13 protein-coding genes, 1 pseudogene and 1 riboswitch are annotated in these 19626 nt (G+C 40.6%); of the genes and pseudogenes, 1 reads left to right on the top strand and 13 read right to left on the bottom strand.

Features of this window, described 5'->3' with window-relative positions:
* Positions 1–119: 119 nt before the first annotated feature.
* The 13 genes and pseudogenes from icmF to BFJ97_RS21640 form a co-directional block, all read right to left on the bottom strand.
* Complete coding sequence (icmF, locus tag BFJ97_RS21580; protein WP_068986684.1) at positions 120–3368, bottom strand: fused isobutyryl-CoA mutase/GTPase IcmF; 3249 nt, start codon at positions 3366–3368, stop codon at positions 120–122.
* A gap of 208 nt (positions 3369–3576) precedes the next feature.
* Positions 3577–4209, bottom strand: a complete 633-nt coding sequence (locus BFJ97_RS21585; protein WP_068986685.1) for a TetR/AcrR family transcriptional regulator — start codon at positions 4207–4209, stop codon at positions 3577–3579.
* A gap of 3 nt (positions 4210–4212) precedes the next feature.
* Positions 4213–5349: an acyl-CoA dehydrogenase gene (locus BFJ97_RS21590; RefSeq protein WP_068986686.1), complete on the bottom strand. Its 1137-nt coding sequence runs from the start codon at positions 5347–5349 to the stop codon at positions 4213–4215.
* A 174-nt stretch (positions 5350–5523) separates the two neighbouring features.
* Positions 5524–6660, bottom strand: coding sequence for an acyl-CoA dehydrogenase (locus BFJ97_RS21595; RefSeq protein WP_068986687.1), 1137 nt, complete (start codon positions 6658–6660; stop codon positions 5524–5526).
* Positions 6661–6729: 69 nt separating this feature from the next.
* Positions 6730–7581, bottom strand: coding sequence for a 3-hydroxybutyryl-CoA dehydrogenase (locus BFJ97_RS21600; protein WP_068986688.1), 852 nt, complete (start codon positions 7579–7581; stop codon positions 6730–6732).
* Positions 7581–8786 (bottom strand): acetyl-CoA C-acetyltransferase, encoded by a 1206-nt coding sequence (locus BFJ97_RS21605; protein ID WP_068986689.1) that lies wholly within the window; start codon positions 8784–8786, stop codon positions 7581–7583. The genes BFJ97_RS21600 and BFJ97_RS21605 overlap by 1 nt, the downstream gene beginning before the upstream one ends.
* Before the next feature lie 203 nt (positions 8787–8989).
* On the bottom strand, positions 8990–11212 hold the full coding sequence (locus BFJ97_RS21610) for a heterodisulfide reductase-related iron-sulfur binding cluster (protein WP_068986690.1): 2223 nt from the start codon (positions 11210–11212) through the stop codon (positions 8990–8992).
* Between the two features lie 762 nt (positions 11213–11974).
* Positions 11975–12538, bottom strand: coding sequence for a cob(I)yrinic acid a,c-diamide adenosyltransferase (locus BFJ97_RS21615; RefSeq protein ID WP_068986691.1), 564 nt, complete (start codon positions 12536–12538; stop codon positions 11975–11977).
* 70 nt (positions 12539–12608) lie between these two features.
* Complete coding sequence (locus tag BFJ97_RS21620) at positions 12609–14069, bottom strand: adenosylcobinamide amidohydrolase (RefSeq protein WP_068986692.1); 1461 nt, start codon at positions 14067–14069, stop codon at positions 12609–12611.
* Entirely contained in the window at positions 14066–15067 is a 1002-nt protein-coding gene (locus tag BFJ97_RS21625) for a FecCD family ABC transporter permease (protein ID WP_068986693.1), read from the bottom strand. The genes BFJ97_RS21620 and BFJ97_RS21625 overlap by 4 nt, the downstream gene beginning before the upstream one ends.
* A 211-nt stretch (positions 15068–15278) precedes the next feature.
* A riboswitch (cobalamin riboswitch) is annotated at positions 15279–15460 on the bottom strand.
* Between the two features lie 146 nt (positions 15461–15606).
* On the bottom strand, positions 15607–17274 hold the full coding sequence (locus tag BFJ97_RS21630) for an acyl-CoA dehydrogenase family protein (RefSeq protein ID WP_068986694.1): 1668 nt from the start codon (positions 17272–17274) through the stop codon (positions 15607–15609).
* Position 17275: 1 nt separating this feature from the next.
* Positions 17276–18778, bottom strand: a pseudogene (locus BFJ97_RS21635) (class I adenylate-forming enzyme family protein).
* Positions 18771–19160, bottom strand: a complete 390-nt coding sequence (locus tag BFJ97_RS21640; protein WP_068986695.1) for a MerR family transcriptional regulator — start codon at positions 19158–19160, stop codon at positions 18771–18773. The pseudogene BFJ97_RS21635 and the gene BFJ97_RS21640 overlap by 8 nt, the downstream one beginning before the upstream one ends.
* A 105-nt stretch (positions 19161–19265) precedes the next feature.
* Between BFJ97_RS21640 and BFJ97_RS24400 the strand changes: the two genes are divergently transcribed.
* The coding region (locus tag BFJ97_RS24400) for a hypothetical protein (protein WP_217492406.1) at positions 19266–19626 on the top strand (361 nt) is incomplete at its 3' end.

The following is a 19626-nucleotide window of genomic DNA, read 5'->3' on the forward strand; positions in this document are numbered from 1 at the left end:
TTACATTTCTATTATAACGGAAATAAAAAAAAGTGCCTAATCCTAAGACTAGACACTTAAAAATAGAGAAGCATTTTATATTAAATTGAATAAATATAGAAAATATGCATGTTTAAACTTTACATATTGCGACGATATTGACCGCCTACTTCATATAAAGCGTTCGTGATTTGTCCTAAGCTAGCTACTTTTACAGTTTCCATAAGCTCTGCGAAAATATTGCCATTGTTTACAGCTACTTGTTGTAAACGAGTAATAGCCGCTTCCGCTTCATTTTCATGTTGCTTCCAGAAAGCTTGTAAATTATGAATTTGCGTCTCTTTTTCTTCCGTTGAGGCACGTGCAATTTCCATATTGTCAATTTCATCTTCTGAAGGTGGATTCGGATTTAAGTATGTGTTTACACCAATGATTGGTAACTCACCTGAATGTTTTAGCATTTCGTAGTACATGGATTCCTCTTGAATCTTACCGCGCTGATATTGTGTTTCCATTGCACCTAGCACGCCACCACGATCATTGATACGATCAAACTCTTCTAGTACCGCCTCTTCTACAAGATCTGTTAACTCTTCAACGATATACGCACCTTGTAATGGATTTTCGTTTTTCGCTAAGCCATGTTCCTTCGTAATAATCATTTGAATGGCCATCGCACGACGTACAGATTCTTCTGTAGGCGTTGTAATTGCCTCATCATACGCATTTGTATGCAATGAATTACAATTATCCTGTAATGCCATTAATGCCTGTAACGTTGTGCGGATATCGTTGAAATCAATTTCCTGTGCATGCAAGCTACGTCCAGATGTTTGGATATGATATTTTAATTTTTGTGCACGTTCATTAGCGCCATACTTATCACGCATTACAACTGCCCAAATACGACGAGCTACACGTCCAATAACTGTGTACTCTGGGTCAAGTCCGTTAGAGAAGAAGAATGATAGATTTGGCGCAAAATCGTCAATGTTCATGCCACGACTTAAATAATATTCCACATACGTAAAGCCATTTGCTAATGTAAAGGCCAACTGTGAAATTGGGTTGGCTCCAGCTTCGGCAATATGGTAACCAGAAATAGATACTGAGTAGTAATTACGTACTTTATGATCAATAAAGTATTGCTGAATATCTCCCATCATACGTAACGCAAACTCTGTTGAGAAAATACATGTATTTTGCCCTTGATCTTCTTTTAAAATATCTGCTTGCACCGTTCCACGCACGACCTGTAATGTTTTCTCTCGTGTGTCCATAAATTCTTCAACTGTCAAAGGTCGACCAAATTCTTTCTCACGTAGTTTCACTTGTTGATCAATAGCCGAATTCATGAACATCGCTAAAATAATCGGTGCTGGACCGTTAATTGTCATCGATACTGAAGTTGATGGTGCACATAAATCAAAGCCTGCATAAAGCTTTTTCATATCCTCTAACGTACAAATGGATACGCCTGACTCTCCAACCTTTCCATAAATATCTGGTCGGTAATCTGGATCCTCACCGTATAGCGTTACCGAATCAAATGCTGTGGATAAACGTTTTGCATCATCATCCTTCGATAAATAATGGAATCGTTTATTTGTACGCTCAGGTGTACCCTCACCAGCAAATTGTCGCTTTGGATCTTCCCCTTCACGTTTAAATTGGAATACCCCCGCAGTATAAGGGAATTCACCAGGTACATTTTCTCTATAAACCCAACGTAAAATTTCACCGTAATCTACGAATTTCGGCAATGCAACTTTAGGGATTTTTGTACCAGAAAGGCTTGTTGTTTTTAAAATCGTACGAATTTCCTTATCACGAACCTTCGTGACAAATTCGTCCCCAGCATAGGCTTCTTTTAAAGCTTGCCAATTATCTAAAATACGCTTGGACTCAGCCGTTAATTCATCTCTGACACCTTCTGCTAAAGAAGTAAGAGATGCGATTAGTGCATCATTTGGCGCTTTTTCCTTAACCGCCGCAATAGCTCCCTCTAATTGGAATAGACGGCGAGCAAATTCTACTTGCTGCTCTGATTTTTTGTGATAGCCACGCACAGTATCTGTAATTTCTCGTAAATAATAACGACGATCGTTTGGAATAATTACATCCTGCTTTTGGGTTTTCGCAAACTGCTCATAGCCCGTTTCCCAATTACTTCCTGTATTCGTATTAATGATATTTACTAATGCTGCAAATAAAGCATTCGTTCCTTTATCATTAAATTGACTTGCAATCGTACCGTAAACAGGCATATTATCAAGTGATTCATCCCAAAGCTCTCGCGAACGTTGGTATTGCTTCTGCACTTGGCGTAGCGCATCCTCAGACCCTTTACGTTCAAATTTATTGATGGCGATTACATCCGCAAAATCAATCATGTCAATTTTCTCAAGCTGTGTTGGCGCACCAAACTCACTTGTCATAACGTACATGGATAAATCCGTATATTTTGTAATTTCTGCATCACCTTGACCAATACCGCTCGTTTCTACGATGATTAAATCATAGCCCACTACTTTCACTACATCTAGCACGTCTCCAATAGATGCAGAAAGCTCTGTTCGAGATCCGCGGGTTGCTAAACTACGCATATATACTCGATTATTGAAAATCGCATTCATGCGAATTCGGTCACCAAGTAAAGCCCCACCTGTTTTTTGCTTTGTTGGATCGACTGAAAGAATCGCCACTCGTTTATCCGGAAATTCTTTCAAGAAACGACGAATTAATTCATCTGTTAAGGAAGATTTACCCGCACCACCAGTTCCTGTAATACCTAAGACAGGTGTCCCTTTTGAGCGTTTACGAGCTTCTTCTAGCGTTTTTTTCGTTTCACCATCATCATTTGACTCTGCAGCAGTTATTAAATTCGCTAAAATTTCCGGTGTTTCTGTCGATAGAGCATCGAGCTTTTCTAGATAGTTACCCGTTGCAGTTGGGAAATCAGTCCCTTTAATTTTTTCATTAATCATCCCTTGTAAGCCTAAGACACGGCCATCCTCTGGCGAGAATATCCCTGCAATCCCATATGCATGCAGCTCTTTAATTTCACGTGGTAAAATAACACCACCACCGCCACCATAAATTTTAATATGTGGCGCTCCTTTTTCACGCAGTAAATCATACATATATTTAAAGTATTCCATATGTCCACCTTGATAAGAAGACACAGCAATACCTTGAGCATCCTCTTGAATCGCAGCATTTACCACTTCTTCCACCGAGCGATTATGTCCTAAATGGATTACCTCTACTCCGCTCGATTGCAAAATTCGTCGCATAATGTTGACCGAAGCATCATGCCCATCAAAAAGACTCGATGCTGTAACAAAACGTACGTGATTTTTTGGACGATATACTTCTACCTTTGTCATATGAAATCCCCACTTTCTCCCCTTAATGTTCTTTATCAGCTCACCATCATAACGTGGGGTTGATTTCCGTTCCAACTAATTTACATGACATACGTTTTAACAAATGTCATCCCCACTTTTGGTGATGAGCCCCCCTATCATTCATAAAAAAAGTCGGTAATTGCAATGTCGCTCTATGCAATTACCGACAACCCCTTAACGGAACTTATTAGAACCCCTTTATGCCTGAAATAAACAATGTTGTTTGCATTTCAATAAATTCATCAATAGAGTGTTGACGATGGAGCGCCCATTTACGGAATGCCCAGCTTTGTCCAGAAACGACTAAATTATTTGCTGCCAAATGGATTTGTTGATCCGTCATCGTTATTTCACCTGACTGCACACAGCGTTTTAGTAATCGCTCAAAAGTAGCAACCATTTCAAATTCCTTACTAAATACATAACGCTGCGCTTCTTTTGACAATGTTTTAGTTTCCTGATACATGATTGTTAGCTCATCAACCATACTATCAATTTGCAAGAAATACTCTCGAATCATTTCTTTTAACTCTTCTATAGTTCCTGCCTTAATCTCATAACTTGAAAGTCTCTCCATTGCATGGTGATAAATACTATCACATACAAGGTAAAGGACATCTTCTTTCGTACGAATATACTCATATAATGTACCGATACTAAAACCTGCAGCTTTTGCGATTTCTCTCGTCGTGGCACGATGAAAACCTTTTTCTTTAAATAATTTAATGGCTCCCTCTATCATTTGTTCTCGACGAATGGCGATGAGATTTTCATCTTTTACCGTTGACTGTACTTGGGGTCTTTTATCTCTTTCTGTCATACGTTATTTTGTCAACATACGAGAGATAACAAGACGTTGAATCTCTTGTGTACCTTCGTAAATTTGTGTAATTTTTGCATCACGCATGAAACGCTCAACTGGATAATCTTTTGTATAACCATATCCACCAAAGATTTGAACCGCCTCAGTCGTTACATTCATCGCAGTATCGCCAGCCATTAATTTCGCCATTGCAGATGCCTTACCATAAGGTAGGTTATTTGATTCTAACCAAGCCGCTTGGTATGTTAGCAGTCGAGATGCTTCAATGGAAGTTGCCATATCCGCTAGTTTAAAAGATACACCTTGGTTGGCAGTAATCGGCTTACCAAATTGCACACGTTCTTTCCCATACTCAACTGCTGCATCTAATGCCCCTTGTGCAATCCCTACAGCTTGAGCCGCAATACCGTTACGTCCTCCATCAAGTGTTGTCATCGCAATTTTGAAGCCTTCTCCCTCAGCCCCAAGCAGGTTTTCTTTTGGAACGCGACAGTTATCAAAAATAATTTCAGTTGTAGGAGATGAACGAATTCCTAGTTTTTTCTCCTTCTTCCCTACCGAGAAACCTTCAAAGCCAGCTTCAACGATAAAAGCAGATGTGCCATGTTTAGCTTCTGGATCTGTTACTGCAAATACAACATATGTATCTGCTACTCCACCATTGGTAATGAAGATTTTCGCGCCGTTTAAAATATAATCATCGCCATCACGTTTTGCATACGTTTTCATGCCGCCAGCATCAGAGCCTGACCCTGCCTCTGTTAAGCCATATGCACCAATATGTTTGCCTTCTGCCATTGGACGAAGATATTTTTGTTTTTGTTCTTCATTACCAAATTTAAAGATTGGCCAACCCGCAAGCGAAGTATGTGCTGATAATGTTACCCCTGTTGAAGCACATACACGTGATAATTCTTCTACAGCAATAACATACGCAAGATAATCAAAGCCTGCACCACCGTATTCTTCTGGCCAAGGAATACCTGTTAAGCCTAGCTCCGCCATTTTATCGAAAATTGCACGATCAAACTCTTCATTCTCGTCACGTTCCGCTGCTGTCGGTGCTACTTCATTAATAGCAAAATCACGAATCATTTCACGTAATTGCTCATGCTCTTCTGTTAATTGAAAGTTCATTGTCCATTTCCCCTTTTTAGTTAGACTCTGTTATTGCTAAATTGTTAATTTTTATATTCGATAACGTTTCGATGGTGATTGCCTAGTTTGCTAGGAGACCTGAGCAGTTTCTCGCAGGACCCTGGCAATTTACATCGTCCGTAAAAAATTAATTTCGCCACATAACATAAGGCTTTATTTAAGTAAATGTTTACTAATGACTAGTTTTTGAATCTCACTTGTACCCTCGTATATTTCTGTCACCTTTGCATCTCGGAAATAACGCTCTACCGGATAGTCTTCTGTATAGCCGTAGCCACCAAAAATCTGTACCGCTTCTATTGCCGTTTGCACTGCTGTGCGTGAGGCAAAGAGTTTCGCCATGGATGCCTCAGCTCCACACGGCAACCCTTTTGAACGTAAATCTGCTGCACGATAAACTAGTAATTTCGCTGATTCTACTGCAGTCGCCATATCAGCAAGCTTGAAGCCAACCCCTTGTTGTGCAGCAATAGGTTTTCCAAATTGAACACGCTCTTTGGCATAAGCAGTAGCTGCTTCTAACGCTGCTTCAGCAATACCTAAAGATTGTGCAGCAATGCCAATACGTCCTACATCTAAGTTAGCCATCGCAATTTTAAAGCCTTCCCCTTCCTCCCCAAGAAGGTTTGCAGCTGGAATACGACAGTTATCAAATGTTAATTGGACTGTACGTGAACCATGTAAGCCCATTTTATGTTCATCTTTCCCTATGATTAAGCCCGGTGTGCCCTTTTCAACAATAAATGCTGAAATACCACGTGTTTTTGCAGTAGGATCTGTTGATGCAAAGACAATACATACATCTGCTTCTCCACCATTTGTAATAAACACTTTGGAGCCATTGATAACATAATCATCCCCGTCTCGTACCGCTTTTGATTGCAGTGATCCAGCGTCCGAGCCAGCACTAGGCTCTGTTAAACAAAATGCCCCTAAATATTCACCGGCAGCAAGCTTCGGAACATAACGTTTCTTCTGTTCATCGTTGCCAAAATATATAATTGGGTTTGTTCCAACTGAAGTATGCACAGATAAAATCACACCCATTACTGCACTAACCTTCGATAGTTCATTAATAGCAATTATGTACGATGTAAAATCCATCGCTGAGCCGCCTAATTCTTCTGGGGTTGTTATCCCCATTAAACCTAATTCTCCCATTTGCGCAAGGAGCTCACGCGGAAACTCCCCTGCCTCCATGCGCTCTACCCACGGTTCAATCTTTTCCTGAGCAAAACTTCGAACCATATCTCGCATCATTATTTGTTCATCTGTAAATCGTAAATGCATCTATAATGTCACCCCTAAATGTTGTCTCGTAACATTCAATTTCGCTTGAATAGCCCCATCCCCATAGGATTATTCGTAAACGTAAAAGCCTCTTCCAGATTTTTTACCTAACCAGCCTGCTGCCACATATTTACGAAGCAATGGACAAGGTCTGTACTTACTATCACCTAGGCCCTCATGTAAAATCTCCATTATGGATAGACATGTATCAAGACCAATAAAGTCCGCTAAAGTTAAAGGTCCCATTGGATGATTCATTCCAAGCTTCATCACATCATCAATGGCTTCCTTCGATGCTACACCCTCATACAGTGCATAGATTGCTTCATTAATCATAGGTAGTAAAATACGATTTGAAATAAAGCCTGGGAAGTCATTTACTTCCACCGGTGTTTTCGATAATTTTACTGTCATGTCTTCAACAGCTTTGTAGACTTCATCGCTTGTGGCCAATCCTCTAATAATCTCTACTAGCTTCATCACAGGTACCGGATTCATAAAGTGCATACCGATTACTTGCTCTGGACGATTTGTGACAGCTGCAATTTCCGTAATTGGTAAAGATGATGTATTCGTAGCTAAAATGGCATGTGCCGGTGCAATTTGATCAATTTGCTTAAAGATGGATTGCTTCACTTCCATATTTTCCACTGCAGCCTCGATGATAATATCTACATCACTAGCATCCTGTAAATCTAGTGACATACTAATACGACCTAGAATAGCCGCCTTCTCATCCTCAGTTTTACGACCCTTTTCGACATCACGTGTCAGGTTTTTCGTCATCACGCCTAAACCGCGCTCGAAAAATTCTTGTTTCATATCGTTCAGTTTGACATCATAGCCAGCTTGTGCACAAACTTGTGCAATGCCAGAGCCCATTTGTCCAGCACCAATAACCATTACCTTTTGAATTCCCATCATTCGTGTCCCCCTGTTTTCGGTACTTCGATCATTATCGCATCGCCTTGCCCTCCACCGGAGCAGATAGCAGCAATTCCGATACCACCGCCACGACGCTTTAATTCATGTGCAAGTGTTAAAATAATGCGTGCTCCAGATGCTCCAATTGGATGACCTAATGCAACTGCACCGCCGTTCACATTGACCTTTTCAGCATCTAAATCTGCCAGTTGCTTGCTCACTAGAGCTACTGCCGCAAAGGCTTCATTGATTTCGATGACATCAATGTCCGCTAATGATTTGCCCGTCTTTTTCAGTAATTTGTTAATAACAAGCCCTGGTGTTTGCGGGAAGTTTTCTGGCTCAATAGCAAGCTCTTCATGGCCGATAATAACCGCAAGTGGCTCTCTACCTTCACGCGTTGCACGTTCCTCACTCATTACTACTAAGGCACATGCACCGTCGTTAACGCCAGGTGCGTTACCTGCTGTTATCGTTCCGTCCTTGTCAAATGCTGGCTTGAGCTTTGCCAGTACCTCCATTGACGTACCCGCTCTTGGTGCCTCATCGGTATCGACTTGAAGCGGTTCTCCCTTACGTTGCGGAATTTCCACAGGCACAATTTCCTCAGCAAAATAACCTTTGTCAATTGCTGCAAGTGCACGTTCATGGCTACGAACAGACCATGCATCCTGCTCTTCACGGCTTAAAGAAAATTCGTTCGCTGTTGTATTACCGTAGCTTCCCATATGTGGTCTTGCCTTATCAAAGGCACATGTTAAGCCATCATATAGCATGCCATCTACCATTGTTGAATCGCCCATGCGTAAGCCTGTTCGACCATTTTGTAGATAATACGGTGCATTGGACATGGACTCCATACCACCAGCGATAATCACTTCTTCGTCCCCTAATCGAATTAGCTGATCGGCTAGTGTTATAGCACGCATTCCTGATGCACAAACCTTGTTAATCGTTTCTGTTTTTACCGCTATTGGTAAATTTGCTTTTATTGCAGCTTGCCTTGAAGGAATTTGGCCCTGTCCCCCTTGTAAAACAGAACCTAAAATCACTTCATCCACTTCATCAGGCGAAATTTTCGCTTTCTCAAGTGCCCCCTTTATGGCGATTGCACCTAAATCACTTGCATTTAATGCTGATAGTGAACCTCCAAACTTACCAAATGCAGTTCTTGCTCCTGCTAAAATTACAGCTCTATTCAAGTAAAACACCCCTTTTGTTTTACGTTCTAGAAGAAGTATCAGAGCATTTCTGTTGACTGAACGCTCGCTCGACCTCTTGCGATGAAAAATGGGAGTATCAGTTATGCTTCCACTCCCATTTCCATTTAATCTTATTCTACAAAACAATTATTTATTGTGCAATTTATATTTTTCAGATAACTAAAATATTTCTGCAATAACTATCATTTTTCTGCGTTAGTTTCTGCATTCTTGTCTTGTTCGACACTTTCTAAAGAAGCTACTACTTCTTCAGCCATTACATCTGCTGCCTCTTCAACTGAAATTTCAACAGCTTTCACCTTTTCACCAAACACAGAACGCTCTAATAACTCTGCAACATCGAATGTACCGATTGAATCCTCAACCTCTTTTGCCTTTGTGCCATCTTCAAGCATTGTTAAACAGTAAGGACATCCAGAAGAAATTACTGATGCGTCCGTTGCTAAAGCTTGCTCTGTTCTTGCTACGTTAATACGGTTGCCGACATGCTCTTCCATCCACATTAATCCGCCACCTGCGCCACAGCACATGGCTGTCTCGCGATTACGCTCCATTTCCACAAGCTTAACACCTGGAATTCCACGTAGTATTTCTCGTGGCGCATCATAAACATCGTTATAACGGCCTAAATAACAAGAATCGTGGAAAACAATTGTTTCATGAACTTCGTAATTTAACGCTAGACGATTTTCATCAATCAATTCGTTCAATAGCTCAGTATGGTGATAAACCTCACCCTTCCAGCCAAAGTCTTGATATTCATTTTTAAAGATATTGTAAGCATGCGGATCGATTGTAACAATTTTCTTTACGTCGTTTTTCTCGAATTCATCAATATTTGCTGTAGCAAGCTCTTGGAATAAAAACTCATTTCCTAAACGACGAGGAGTATCCCCTGAGTTTTTCTCTTTATTTCCTAAAATCGCAAACTTTACGCCAGCTTCGTTTAATAGGCGACAGAATGCTAATGCAATTTTTTGTGAGCGGTTATCAAATGCGCCCATTGAGCCTACCCAGAATAAATATTCCATTTCCTCGCCTGATTTTTTCAGCTCTTTCACTGTTGGAATATGAATTGTTGGGTCTAGGTCACGCCAATTTTCTTTTTCTTTACGGTTCAAGCCCCAAGGATTGCCTTGACGTTCGATGTTTGTCATCGCGCGCTGTGCATCAGGGTTTACTTTTCCTTCAGTCATTGTTAAGTAACGGCGTAAGTCAATAATTTTATCGACATGCTCATTCATAACAGGACATTGATCTTCACAGTTACGACAAGTCGTACATGCCCAAATCTCCTCTTCTGTAATGACATCGCCGATTAAAGAAGGGCTGTAGATATCTTCAATGACTGCACCTTCAGCACCAGCTGCCATTGCTAACTGATTCCCCTTTGTATTAGCAAAGAATTGATAAGGTACCCAAGGTTTTTGCTTTGTCACAACAGCACCTGTAAACGTTAAATGATCACGAAGCTTCACGATTAAATCCATTGGTGATAACATTTTACCTGTTCCAGTTGCTGGACACATATTTGTACAGCGTCCGCATTCTACACAAGAATATAAATCTAGCATTTGTTTTTGTGTAAAGTCTTGAATACGTCCAACACCAATTGCCGGAATATCCTCTTCATCTTCAGCATTTTCTAATGCTTCAAAGTCGATTGGTGTTAGAGTACCTGTACGATCTAAACGATTCATGTACACATTGATTGGACTTACAATCAAGTGGAAGTGCTTCGATTGTGGTACATACACTAAGAATGTTAATAAAATTAATAAATGCGCCCACCACATCACGTAGAAAACAACAGCTGCTACTGATGCTGGTAGGAAGCTAAATATAGCTGCAATGCCAGAAGCAACCGGCTCTGTATAACTTAGTTCTTCACCATGCCAAATTAACCCCATACCATTTGCAAGCAATGTTGATAACATTAACCCACCTATAAAAATTAAGACAAGACCATTTTTCCAGCCTCGTTTTAGACGTACTAGCTTTTCTACATAGCGACGGTAAAATGCCCACACAACTGCCACTAAAATCATTAATACCACAAGCTCTTGGAAGAATGTAAAGACACTATAGAAAATGCCAAGTGGCAGATGTGATCCAGGTACTAACCCCTTCCAAATTAAATCAATAGCGCCTAGCTGCACCATTAAAAATCCATAGAAGAACATTACGTGAATTAAACCACTCTTCGGATCTTTTAATAGCTTATTTTGGCCAAATACATTGACCATAATATAACCAATACGTTCTTTGACACTTTCATCAAACTCAACTTTTTTCCCCAATTGCACAAACTTATAACGTGTTTTTAACAGATAGAAGAACAATCCTCCTGCATAAAGCACAACCACGACTGTTAGAACAATATTTGCAATTACTAATGGACTCATGGTTGGTCCCCCCCTTTAGTTTGTCGTAATTTTCTCTCTTTGTGGCGAATTCGCTAGCTCATACGTAAATGTACGTCATCATTATATTCCTATTCTAATAAATGAGTGAGCATTCAGTCAACATAAAACGGAAATATTTCTGATAATTTTATATTCTTACATTTTACAAGAAAAAAAGCCACCCTGAATTTTTAAAAGGACATGAAACAGCTAAAGAATTTCATTTTTTTATATTATAAATCTATTTTTTGTTGGGTATAGAAACTCAAAAAAGCCGATTCGCATCATGTTTTTGATGACAAATCGACTTTTTCAATGCGCTAAATTTTAAAGTAGCTATTTCTTTTTAAAACTAATATGCGCTTTCAGCAAAACGTGACCGGAGGCGTCCGAGGAGTCGCCCTTAGTTGATAAAAACTGAAATTGTTCCGATAAAATGAGATTTTGTTCCGATAAATCTTCAAAGTGCTCATATAAAAGTGAATTCATCACAATAACGTGGAGTTGATTTCCGTTCCTGCGGGGCGCTTATGGCAGCACGATGTTTTTTGCGCGAAAGCGAAGCGTCAGCAGCACGATGTTTTTTGCGCGAAAGCGAAGCGTCAGCAGCACGATGTTTTTTCGCAAAAGCCCTTTCGTTCCCCTACTCGAGGTCTCATCTACTGCGCTGATTCCCAAAGAGCCGCCCAACCTCACTCCAATCAACTTCTTCAAATGACATACGTTTTAACAAAATGTCATCCACAACTTTTGGTGATCAAACTATTTTTTAAAGACATTACCGCTTCGAATATATTCAACATCCGCAACTTTAAGTCTAAAATTAACAACTCGTGCGGCTGCAAATAAATAGTCGGATAAACGGTTTAAATACTTTTGCACAATTGTCGGTACGTCTTCAATTTCCTTCATAAGCGTTACCATTTGTCGCTCTGCTCGACGCGCTACTGTGCGCGCAATGTGTAAAGTTGCAGCTGCTGGTGCACCACCTGGTAAAATAAAGCGCTGTAATGGTGGCGCTTCATCTGACAATGCATCAATCCGAGATTCTAACACTTCAATTGGCTGCTCTGCAAGCTTATAATGACGTTCCTTCATGACGTTAGCGAGGTCGCCACCTGCATCAAAAAGTTCATGCTGGATCGTTTCTAAATCAATTAGAATATCCTTGAATAGCTCACGATCTAATTCACTTACTGCCTTGCCAATAAAAGAATTCAACTCATCAATTGCCCCGTATGTCTCAACGCGCAAGCTATCTTTGTCGACACGTCCACCTATCAAACTAGTTTTCCCCGTATCGCCTGTTTTTGTATAAAGCTTCATTTCTCTCATCTCCTATAATCAATTTTTATCCCGCATTAACCGGCAGCAACTTATCTGTGACGCCTACTGATTAACACTTCACTTTATAGTTTTTTATTGCCTGCACCGTTGTTTCAAAAACGCCTTTACCGATAATCTTGCCTACATCAGTAACTGGACCACCATACAGCATCTCTTCCCCTTTTTGTGTTGCTGCAATTAATAAGCTATCGGTAGCAGTACCTGTTGCAATCGTACCACTAAGCTCATCACGAATACCTTCTGACTGCAATGCCTTTGTTTTCGCCTCATTAGCTGTCATCATTGCTTGGAAAAATGCTTCTTCTGATAAACAACCATTTATGATGACCCATGTATTTATAGTACCAATATATGGTTCATCTTGTCTTTCATGAGCCCGTGACACATCAACAGCATTGCCAACACCAGCCGTTACAGCAACAAATACGCTACCAAAAGAAGCTTTAAATTCATTAATTGCTACAAGATTTGCCGGGACAGCTGTTATCATAACTACTGTGCTGGTAGGTGAAAAATGCTCCTTTTGTAAAAATTCAGCGACCTCTTTCTTTACATCACTAATGACATAATCTATTGGTACAGAGCGATTTAATAGGCAATCATACCAACCGATCCCCGGATTATGAACTGCTGAGGAAACCGTTTTTAACGGATACTCCGATTGAAGCTGAATGTAATGATTCGTAACAGTGAAATTTTCGTTTTTAATGACAGCACGTCGCTGATGTTCGACTGAGGCTGGCATCATTGTAATTTGAGGCTTTGGAATTTCGGGATGTGCATAAGTCGTTACTCGCGCATGATAGACATCTTCAATTTCCGAAGCGATTAATACTTCATGTGGTGCTCCAAATGCTCGCATCCTTCCGTCTTCCATTAGTAATAATTCGTCACAATAGAGGGAAGCTAAATTCATATCATGTAGTACCATAATAACGGTTAAACCACATTCAATTGCTTCCTTTCGTACCATATCTAAAATTTGACGTTGATGGGCAATATCTAGATGGTTCGTTGGCTCATCTAGCAGTAATATTTCCGCCGTTTGCGCAAGAGCCTGGGCTACAAAAACTCTTTGTTGTTCCCCGCCCGACAAAAATTCCATCGGTGTCTGTTCATAGCGTTTCACACCTGTTTGCAGCATTGCATGTTGGACTGCTTGTTCATCTCGTTCAGCCCAACTTGAAAAGAAGCCTGTTTGATGTGGATAACGTCCAAGTGATACTGCCTCACGTACACTGTTTGAAAAGGCATTCGCATGTAATTGTGGTAGCACTGCCATTTTTTTTGCCAATGCACGGGCATTATAAGCGCTAATATTTTTACCATCTACGACTATAGTGCCTGCAGTAGCTGGTAGTATGCCACTCATCACTTTTAATAGTGTGGATTTCCCACTACCATTCGGGCCTAAAATCCCTAGTACTTTTCCTTTTTCAACGGAAAAACTGATATCCTGAACGATCGGCACATCTCCATAACCTCCAGAAAGATGTTCAACAACAATCATGCCCGTCCCCCCTTGCTTCTACGTTGCTTATAAAAAATATAAGAAAAAACGGGCGCCCCAATAAATGCAGTAATAACGCCAATTGGTAGCTCTCTTGGCATAATAATTGTTCTTGCTATTAAATCACAAATAATGAGCAAAGTTGCACCATTTAAAAATGATAATGGCAATAAATGACGATGATCTGAACCCCAAAGCATTCGCGTCATATGGGGTACAACTAAGCCAACAAATCCAATCGTACCAGAAACTGCTACAGCTGCTCCTGTCAACATTGACCCGCCTATCAAAATTATATATTTACTACGCTTAACATGAACACCTAAATGTTTTGCGCGTTCCTCTCCATATAACAAAACATTTAACTCGCGTCTTTGTGTCCAAAGCATAATTGAACCAATTATCACAAACGGAATAATCATTTGAACAAAAGGCCAACCTCGCATCGATACTGAGCCGAGCAGCCATCCCATAACTTGTCGTAGCTCCTCACCAGATAATGCAATCATTAAGGAAATTAAGGAACCAAAAAATGAACTAAAGATGATCCCTGTTAAAATAAGGGTTTCCATTTTTAGTGAGCTGTCTACCATTCTAGCAAAGCCCATGACCGCTACCATCGTTAATATTGCACCTAGCATACTGAAGATTGGTAATGCATAATGGCCTACTACTGGAATTGAAATACTAAAGAAAATCGTCATCACTGCGCCAACTGATGCACCAGAGGAAACACCTAACGTATAAGGATCTGCCAAAGGATTTTTTAATAAGCCTTGAAAAGCTGCCCCTGCAATGGCAAGCGATGCTCCGACAAGCCCCGCCAGCAGGACTCGAGGTAAACGAATTTTCCATAAAATATTGGCAGCTGTTTCATCAGCTGCCTTATTCCACACTACTTCTAGTGGAATATGAACTGAGCCTATTGCTACGCCACACCAGATGCTAATAATTAGAAGCGTAATTGCTGTTACATAGGCTATAATCGTTCTACTCATTTAAAGGCTCTCCCCCTTAGTCTATCTGTGCCAATATTTAACGACTTGTTCTTCTGATTTATCGATACATTTTAGCTTGAAATTGCCTAATACTGAGAATTTATCGACATCCATCTTACAAAACAAATACCCCTCATCAAAAAAAGATGAGGGGATCAAATTTGCACAAAAATACGTATACAAAATCCACCACCCTATCCTCGTAGGCTGCAACGTGTTTTCTATAAAGGCAGGTCTCCTGGCTCGTGCTTCCTTCGCTTTTTCAAGCCTTCCGAAATTTTCAGTGGCGCATATTGAAAAAACTCACACATACAGTGGCGGGACCGCATCGGAATAACACCGATTTCCCTTTTCACTTTACATAAGTAAAGAACCTTTATAATTTTCAGTTGATATAATTATACATGAAAAAAAAAGAGCCTGGGATAAAACTGGTCAACACCTTAAAAAGCGCGAGAAATCAATTTTAGAAACGTTGATTTCTCGCGCTTTTCTTATGTGAAATTTTTTAATTTTGCTAGACCCCAGACTCTAATCTATTAGACTATATCTAAAAAATACTGAACGGTTTTCATTGGCGCTCCAATTTCTCGCAATGACCATGTGCTCTCTAAATAAATATCTGCTAGCTTTTCATATTTACCGCCGAATTTTTGTGCCCATTCGACTGCTACAACACTTTCATATACATGTGCCATATTTTCTGCAACCTTTTTTGCCTCAAATGTTTTCGTTGCTTCATCTAAACGACTAAATGTTTGCAAAGTCAAGTCTAGTTTTACTAATTGCTCTGCTACAATTGCTACTAATGGACTGTCAGCTAGTTTTTCTAGACGTTTCTCCATGATACGAACAAATAATTCATGCGCATGAAACTTATCTACTAAACGAATGAGCTCCAACGCTAAAATATTGGCAGTCCCTTCCCACACCGTCAGCACCTGTGCATCTCTTAATAAGCGAGGTGTAACAAAATCCTCTATATAGCCATTCCCTCCGTGCAATTCAATTGCTTCACTAGCATAATGTACCGCTTGCTCTGCCGTTTCTTTTTTCATGATAGCAATATACAAGCGATTCATAATGATGTCCTGTTCATTGCCCTGTCCACTTGCTACTTTATCGTACAGCTGAATAACATCAAAAACAGTGGCAACTTCTACATGAAGCTTGGCAGCATATTTCCCTAATGTATCCTGAATCATAGGATATTGCGTTAAAGGCTTACCAAATGCATGACGATTGGTTACATAGTGCTTCGCCTCTAAATAACCGCGACGCATAATGCCGATAGAAGCAACTGCATTGCAAATTCTTGATAAATTAAGTGCCTCCAGCATATAATAAATCCCTTTATTCGGCTCACCGACAACATAAGCTAGTGCGCCATCAAATTCCACCTCACCAGAAGGCACTGCTCGAACGCCAAGTTTATCCTTTAAACGTCGAATGCGGAGGTTATTCACAGTGCCATCCTCATTCCGCCATGGAACCGCAAATAATGTTAAGCCCTTTGAGCCTATCTGTGCCCCCTCCATACGGGCCAATACCATCGCTACGCCACACATTCCTGCATTAGATGCGAAATATTTCTCGCCGTATAAACGATACTCTTTGCCGTCCTGTCTCGCCTCTACCACATTCGCGCCAACATCAGAACCACCTTGACGCTCCGTTAAAAATGTAGCTCCCTCATATAACTCGGTATCTCCTGTTGCACAAACATGTGGTAAAAAGCGCTCCTTCACCTCATCACTTGCATAATGATCGAGTAAATAAGCCGTTGCCATTGTTAAAGTAACAGGACAGTAAAAGCCTGGCTCAGTATGGGACAGTATATAGCCTTGAGCAAAGCTATACACATAATTTCCCTTTCTACCTAATTGCGGAATATCCTTATGCACATAGCCAACAATCCCGGTATTGTATGTCTCTTCAATCGTTTTTTTATAGCCATCATTAACCCAGACCTCTGACACTTCTTCCCCATATGCGTTATACCTTTGTAAGCGAGGTTCACCCTCTCTATCCGTATGTTTCGCTCTCACATCAATATCTCCAGCACAGAGACCTCCGAAATCTGTTAGCTCGCGTGTTGCATATTCTGCAAACTCTTGATCTAGCATCATGTCTAAAACTTTATGAAGTGTATCATTATCTTTAAAAAAGTTTTTTGTTTTCATTTCTGCCTGCTGTAATACCTTCATGCTATCTCACCTCTTGTCCCTTCAAAGATTGTTTTAATATTTTGCCTGCTGCATTTCGTGGCAGCGCTTCCATTTGTTCAAAAAGGCGTGGTATTTTATATTTAGCAAGACGCTCCTCTAAATAATTGATAAGATCATTTTCAGCAATTGCCTTTTTAGAAGCATAGACGGCCTTCACCGTTTCTCCCCATTGTGGGTGCGGAACACCTATTACAGCTACCTCAAAAATCCCGTCATAGCTTAACATACTATCTTCTATTTCCTTCGGATAAATATTAACACCGCCTGAAATAATAACATCCTTTTTACGATCAACAATCCAAATATATCCATCCTCATCCATACGCGCTAAATCTCCTGTTTTAAGCCAACCATCTATAAATGCAGCCTTCGTTGCAGTATCATCCTTGTAATAGCCCAGCATATTGCCTTCACCAAATAACACGATCTCTCCAACTTCACCAACGCCGACATCTTCTCCACTGCCGTTGATAATACGCAGCTCTGTGCCAAGTGGTGCACGCTGACCAATACTCCCCGCCTTCGTTTCATGCTCCCTACCAAACAATAACGAACCGCTTGGACCAGCCTCCGTCAAACCATAAACACAAGTTAAATGAGTTGTTCGGAAAGCCTTTTCTATCAAGCGAATTTCATTTTGTGATAACGGCGCACCTCCATAAACCCACCATTTCATCGAAGATAAATCTGCTGTTTACAATCTCGGCATTTGAGCAGTTAGCAAATAGGCGACAGGTGCACCAAAGAAATGCGTTGTCCTTTCCTGCTCGATTGAATCAATACACAAATCAGGTGTAAATGTCGGTGTTAGCACATTTGTTGAGCCTACAAGTACGCCTGCCATTAAAAATAAATGTAATGGCGCTGAATGTGTCAACGGCATCATGAGAAGGATTCGGCTTTCAGGCTTTACTTCCATTTCTACTGCAATCATTTGCGCTACAGTTAAAATATTGCGATAGCTAAACAACACACCCTTTGGTTTTCCCGTTGTACCCGATGTATATAAAATCGTCGAGACATCGTCTTCATTCAACTGACAATCAATTGTTTGAATGCTTGCATGTTGAATAAGTGTTTCATAATTTAGCCAACCAGCATGCTCTTGTCCCGTTTTGATTTTTAAAGGAACAACCGTGATGCTTTCGACTGCCGCAAAAATTGCTTCATGAACTAGAATAGCTTTAGCGTCTGCATGCTGCGCTACATATTCGACCTCTTGCAGCGTAAATTTCGCATTTACTGGAACGACAATAGCTCCAATGCGTTGAATTGCAAAATAGCTAACAACAAACTCTACAACATTTGGCATAAAAATGATGACTTTATCGCCTTGTCGCACACCTTGCTCTAATAAAGCATGACTAAAACGTGTTACTTGCTCATCTAAATCACGATAGGTCACTCGTCTACCTTGACAAACAATCGCTTCGCTCAAAGGATACTTTCGCGCATTTCGTGCTAACAAATTCGAACTATTCATCGTACACCTCTCCCTTTAAAGTCGCCAATTTTTTAATAAACACGCCTTGCAATTGCTGTAACTCATTTTTCATTTGTGCAAGCTCTGCTATTTTGCTATCTATTTCTTGAATTTTTTGTTCCCCATATTCGACCGTACGCTCCAATTGCTGAATACCTGTGCGATCAAAATCAAACAGCAATACCATCTCCTTAATCTCCTCAAGTGAAAAACCGTAACGCTTTCCTCGAAAAATAAGCTTAAGCTTCGCCAATTCTTTTTTTGAAAAGGTTCGTTGATTAGTAGATGAACGATTGGGATTAAGCAGCCCAAGCTCCTCATAATAACGAATTGTCCGTGTTGAAACATTAAACTGCTTAGCCACTTCTTGAATCGTCTTCAACTTCATCTCCCCCTTCACATTTTCCATCAGTATATCATTGACGCTAACGTAAACTTCAACAAGATTTCTGAAATTTCAAGAAAATCATCGATTTAAGGAGATTAATTGCGACGTTTCGATGGAGCTGTTCTTCAGTTTGCTGATTCTGGTTCTATCCATCATTTTGGTGGGGTGTTCCGTCGCTTCGGTGGCTTGTTCCGTCACTTTGATGATTCGTTCCGTCACTTCAGCGGCTTGTTCCGTCGCTCTGGTGGTTCTTTCCTTCACTTTGGCGATTCTATCCGTCGCTTTGATGATTCGTTCCGTCGCTTCGGCAGCTTGTTCCGTCGCTTTGATGATTCGTTCCGTCGCTTTGATGATTTGTTCCGTCACTTCGGCGGCTTGTTCCGTCGCTCTGGTGATTCTTTCCTTCACTTTGGCGATTCTATCCGTCGCTTCGGATTCGTTCCGTCGCTTCGGCGGCTTG

This window comes from Lysinibacillus xylanilyticus (assembly GCF_001708185.1).
GTDB lineage: Bacteria > Bacillota > Bacilli > Bacillales_A > Planococcaceae > Lysinibacillus > Lysinibacillus xylanilyticus_A.

Coding starts and splice junctions, on each gene's coding strand:
- BFJ97_RS21610 (WP_068986690.1), bottom strand. CDS start 11,212: ATGAGTCCATTAGTAATTGCAAATATTGTTCTAACAGTCGTGGTTGTG.
- BFJ97_RS21630 (WP_068986694.1), bottom strand. CDS start 17,274: ATGAAGGTATTACAGCAGGCAGAAATGAAAACAAAAAACTTTTTTAAA.
- BFJ97_RS21625 (WP_068986693.1), bottom strand. CDS start 15,067: ATGAGTAGAACGATTATAGCCTATGTAACAGCAATTACGCTTCTAATT.
- icmF (WP_068986684.1), bottom strand. CDS start 3,368: ATGACAAAGGTAGAAGTATATCGTCCAAAAAATCACGTACGTTTTGTT.
- BFJ97_RS21600 (WP_068986688.1), bottom strand. CDS start 7,581: ATGGGAATTCAAAAGGTAATGGTTATTGGTGCTGGACAAATGGGCTCT.
- BFJ97_RS21590 (WP_068986686.1), bottom strand. CDS start 5,349: ATGAACTTTCAATTAACAGAAGAGCATGAGCAATTACGTGAAATGATT.
- BFJ97_RS21615 (WP_068986691.1), bottom strand. CDS start 12,538: ATGAAGCTTTATACAAAAACAGGCGATACGGGGAAAACTAGTTTGATA.
- BFJ97_RS21595 (WP_068986687.1), bottom strand. CDS start 6,660: ATGCATTTACGATTTACAGATGAACAAATAATGATGCGAGATATGGTT.
- BFJ97_RS21620 (WP_068986692.1), bottom strand. CDS start 14,069: ATGATTGTTGTTGAACATCTTTCTGGAGGTTATGGAGATGTGCCGATC.
- BFJ97_RS21585 (WP_068986685.1), bottom strand. CDS start 4,209: ATGACAGAAAGAGATAAAAGACCCCAAGTACAGTCAACGGTAAAAGAT.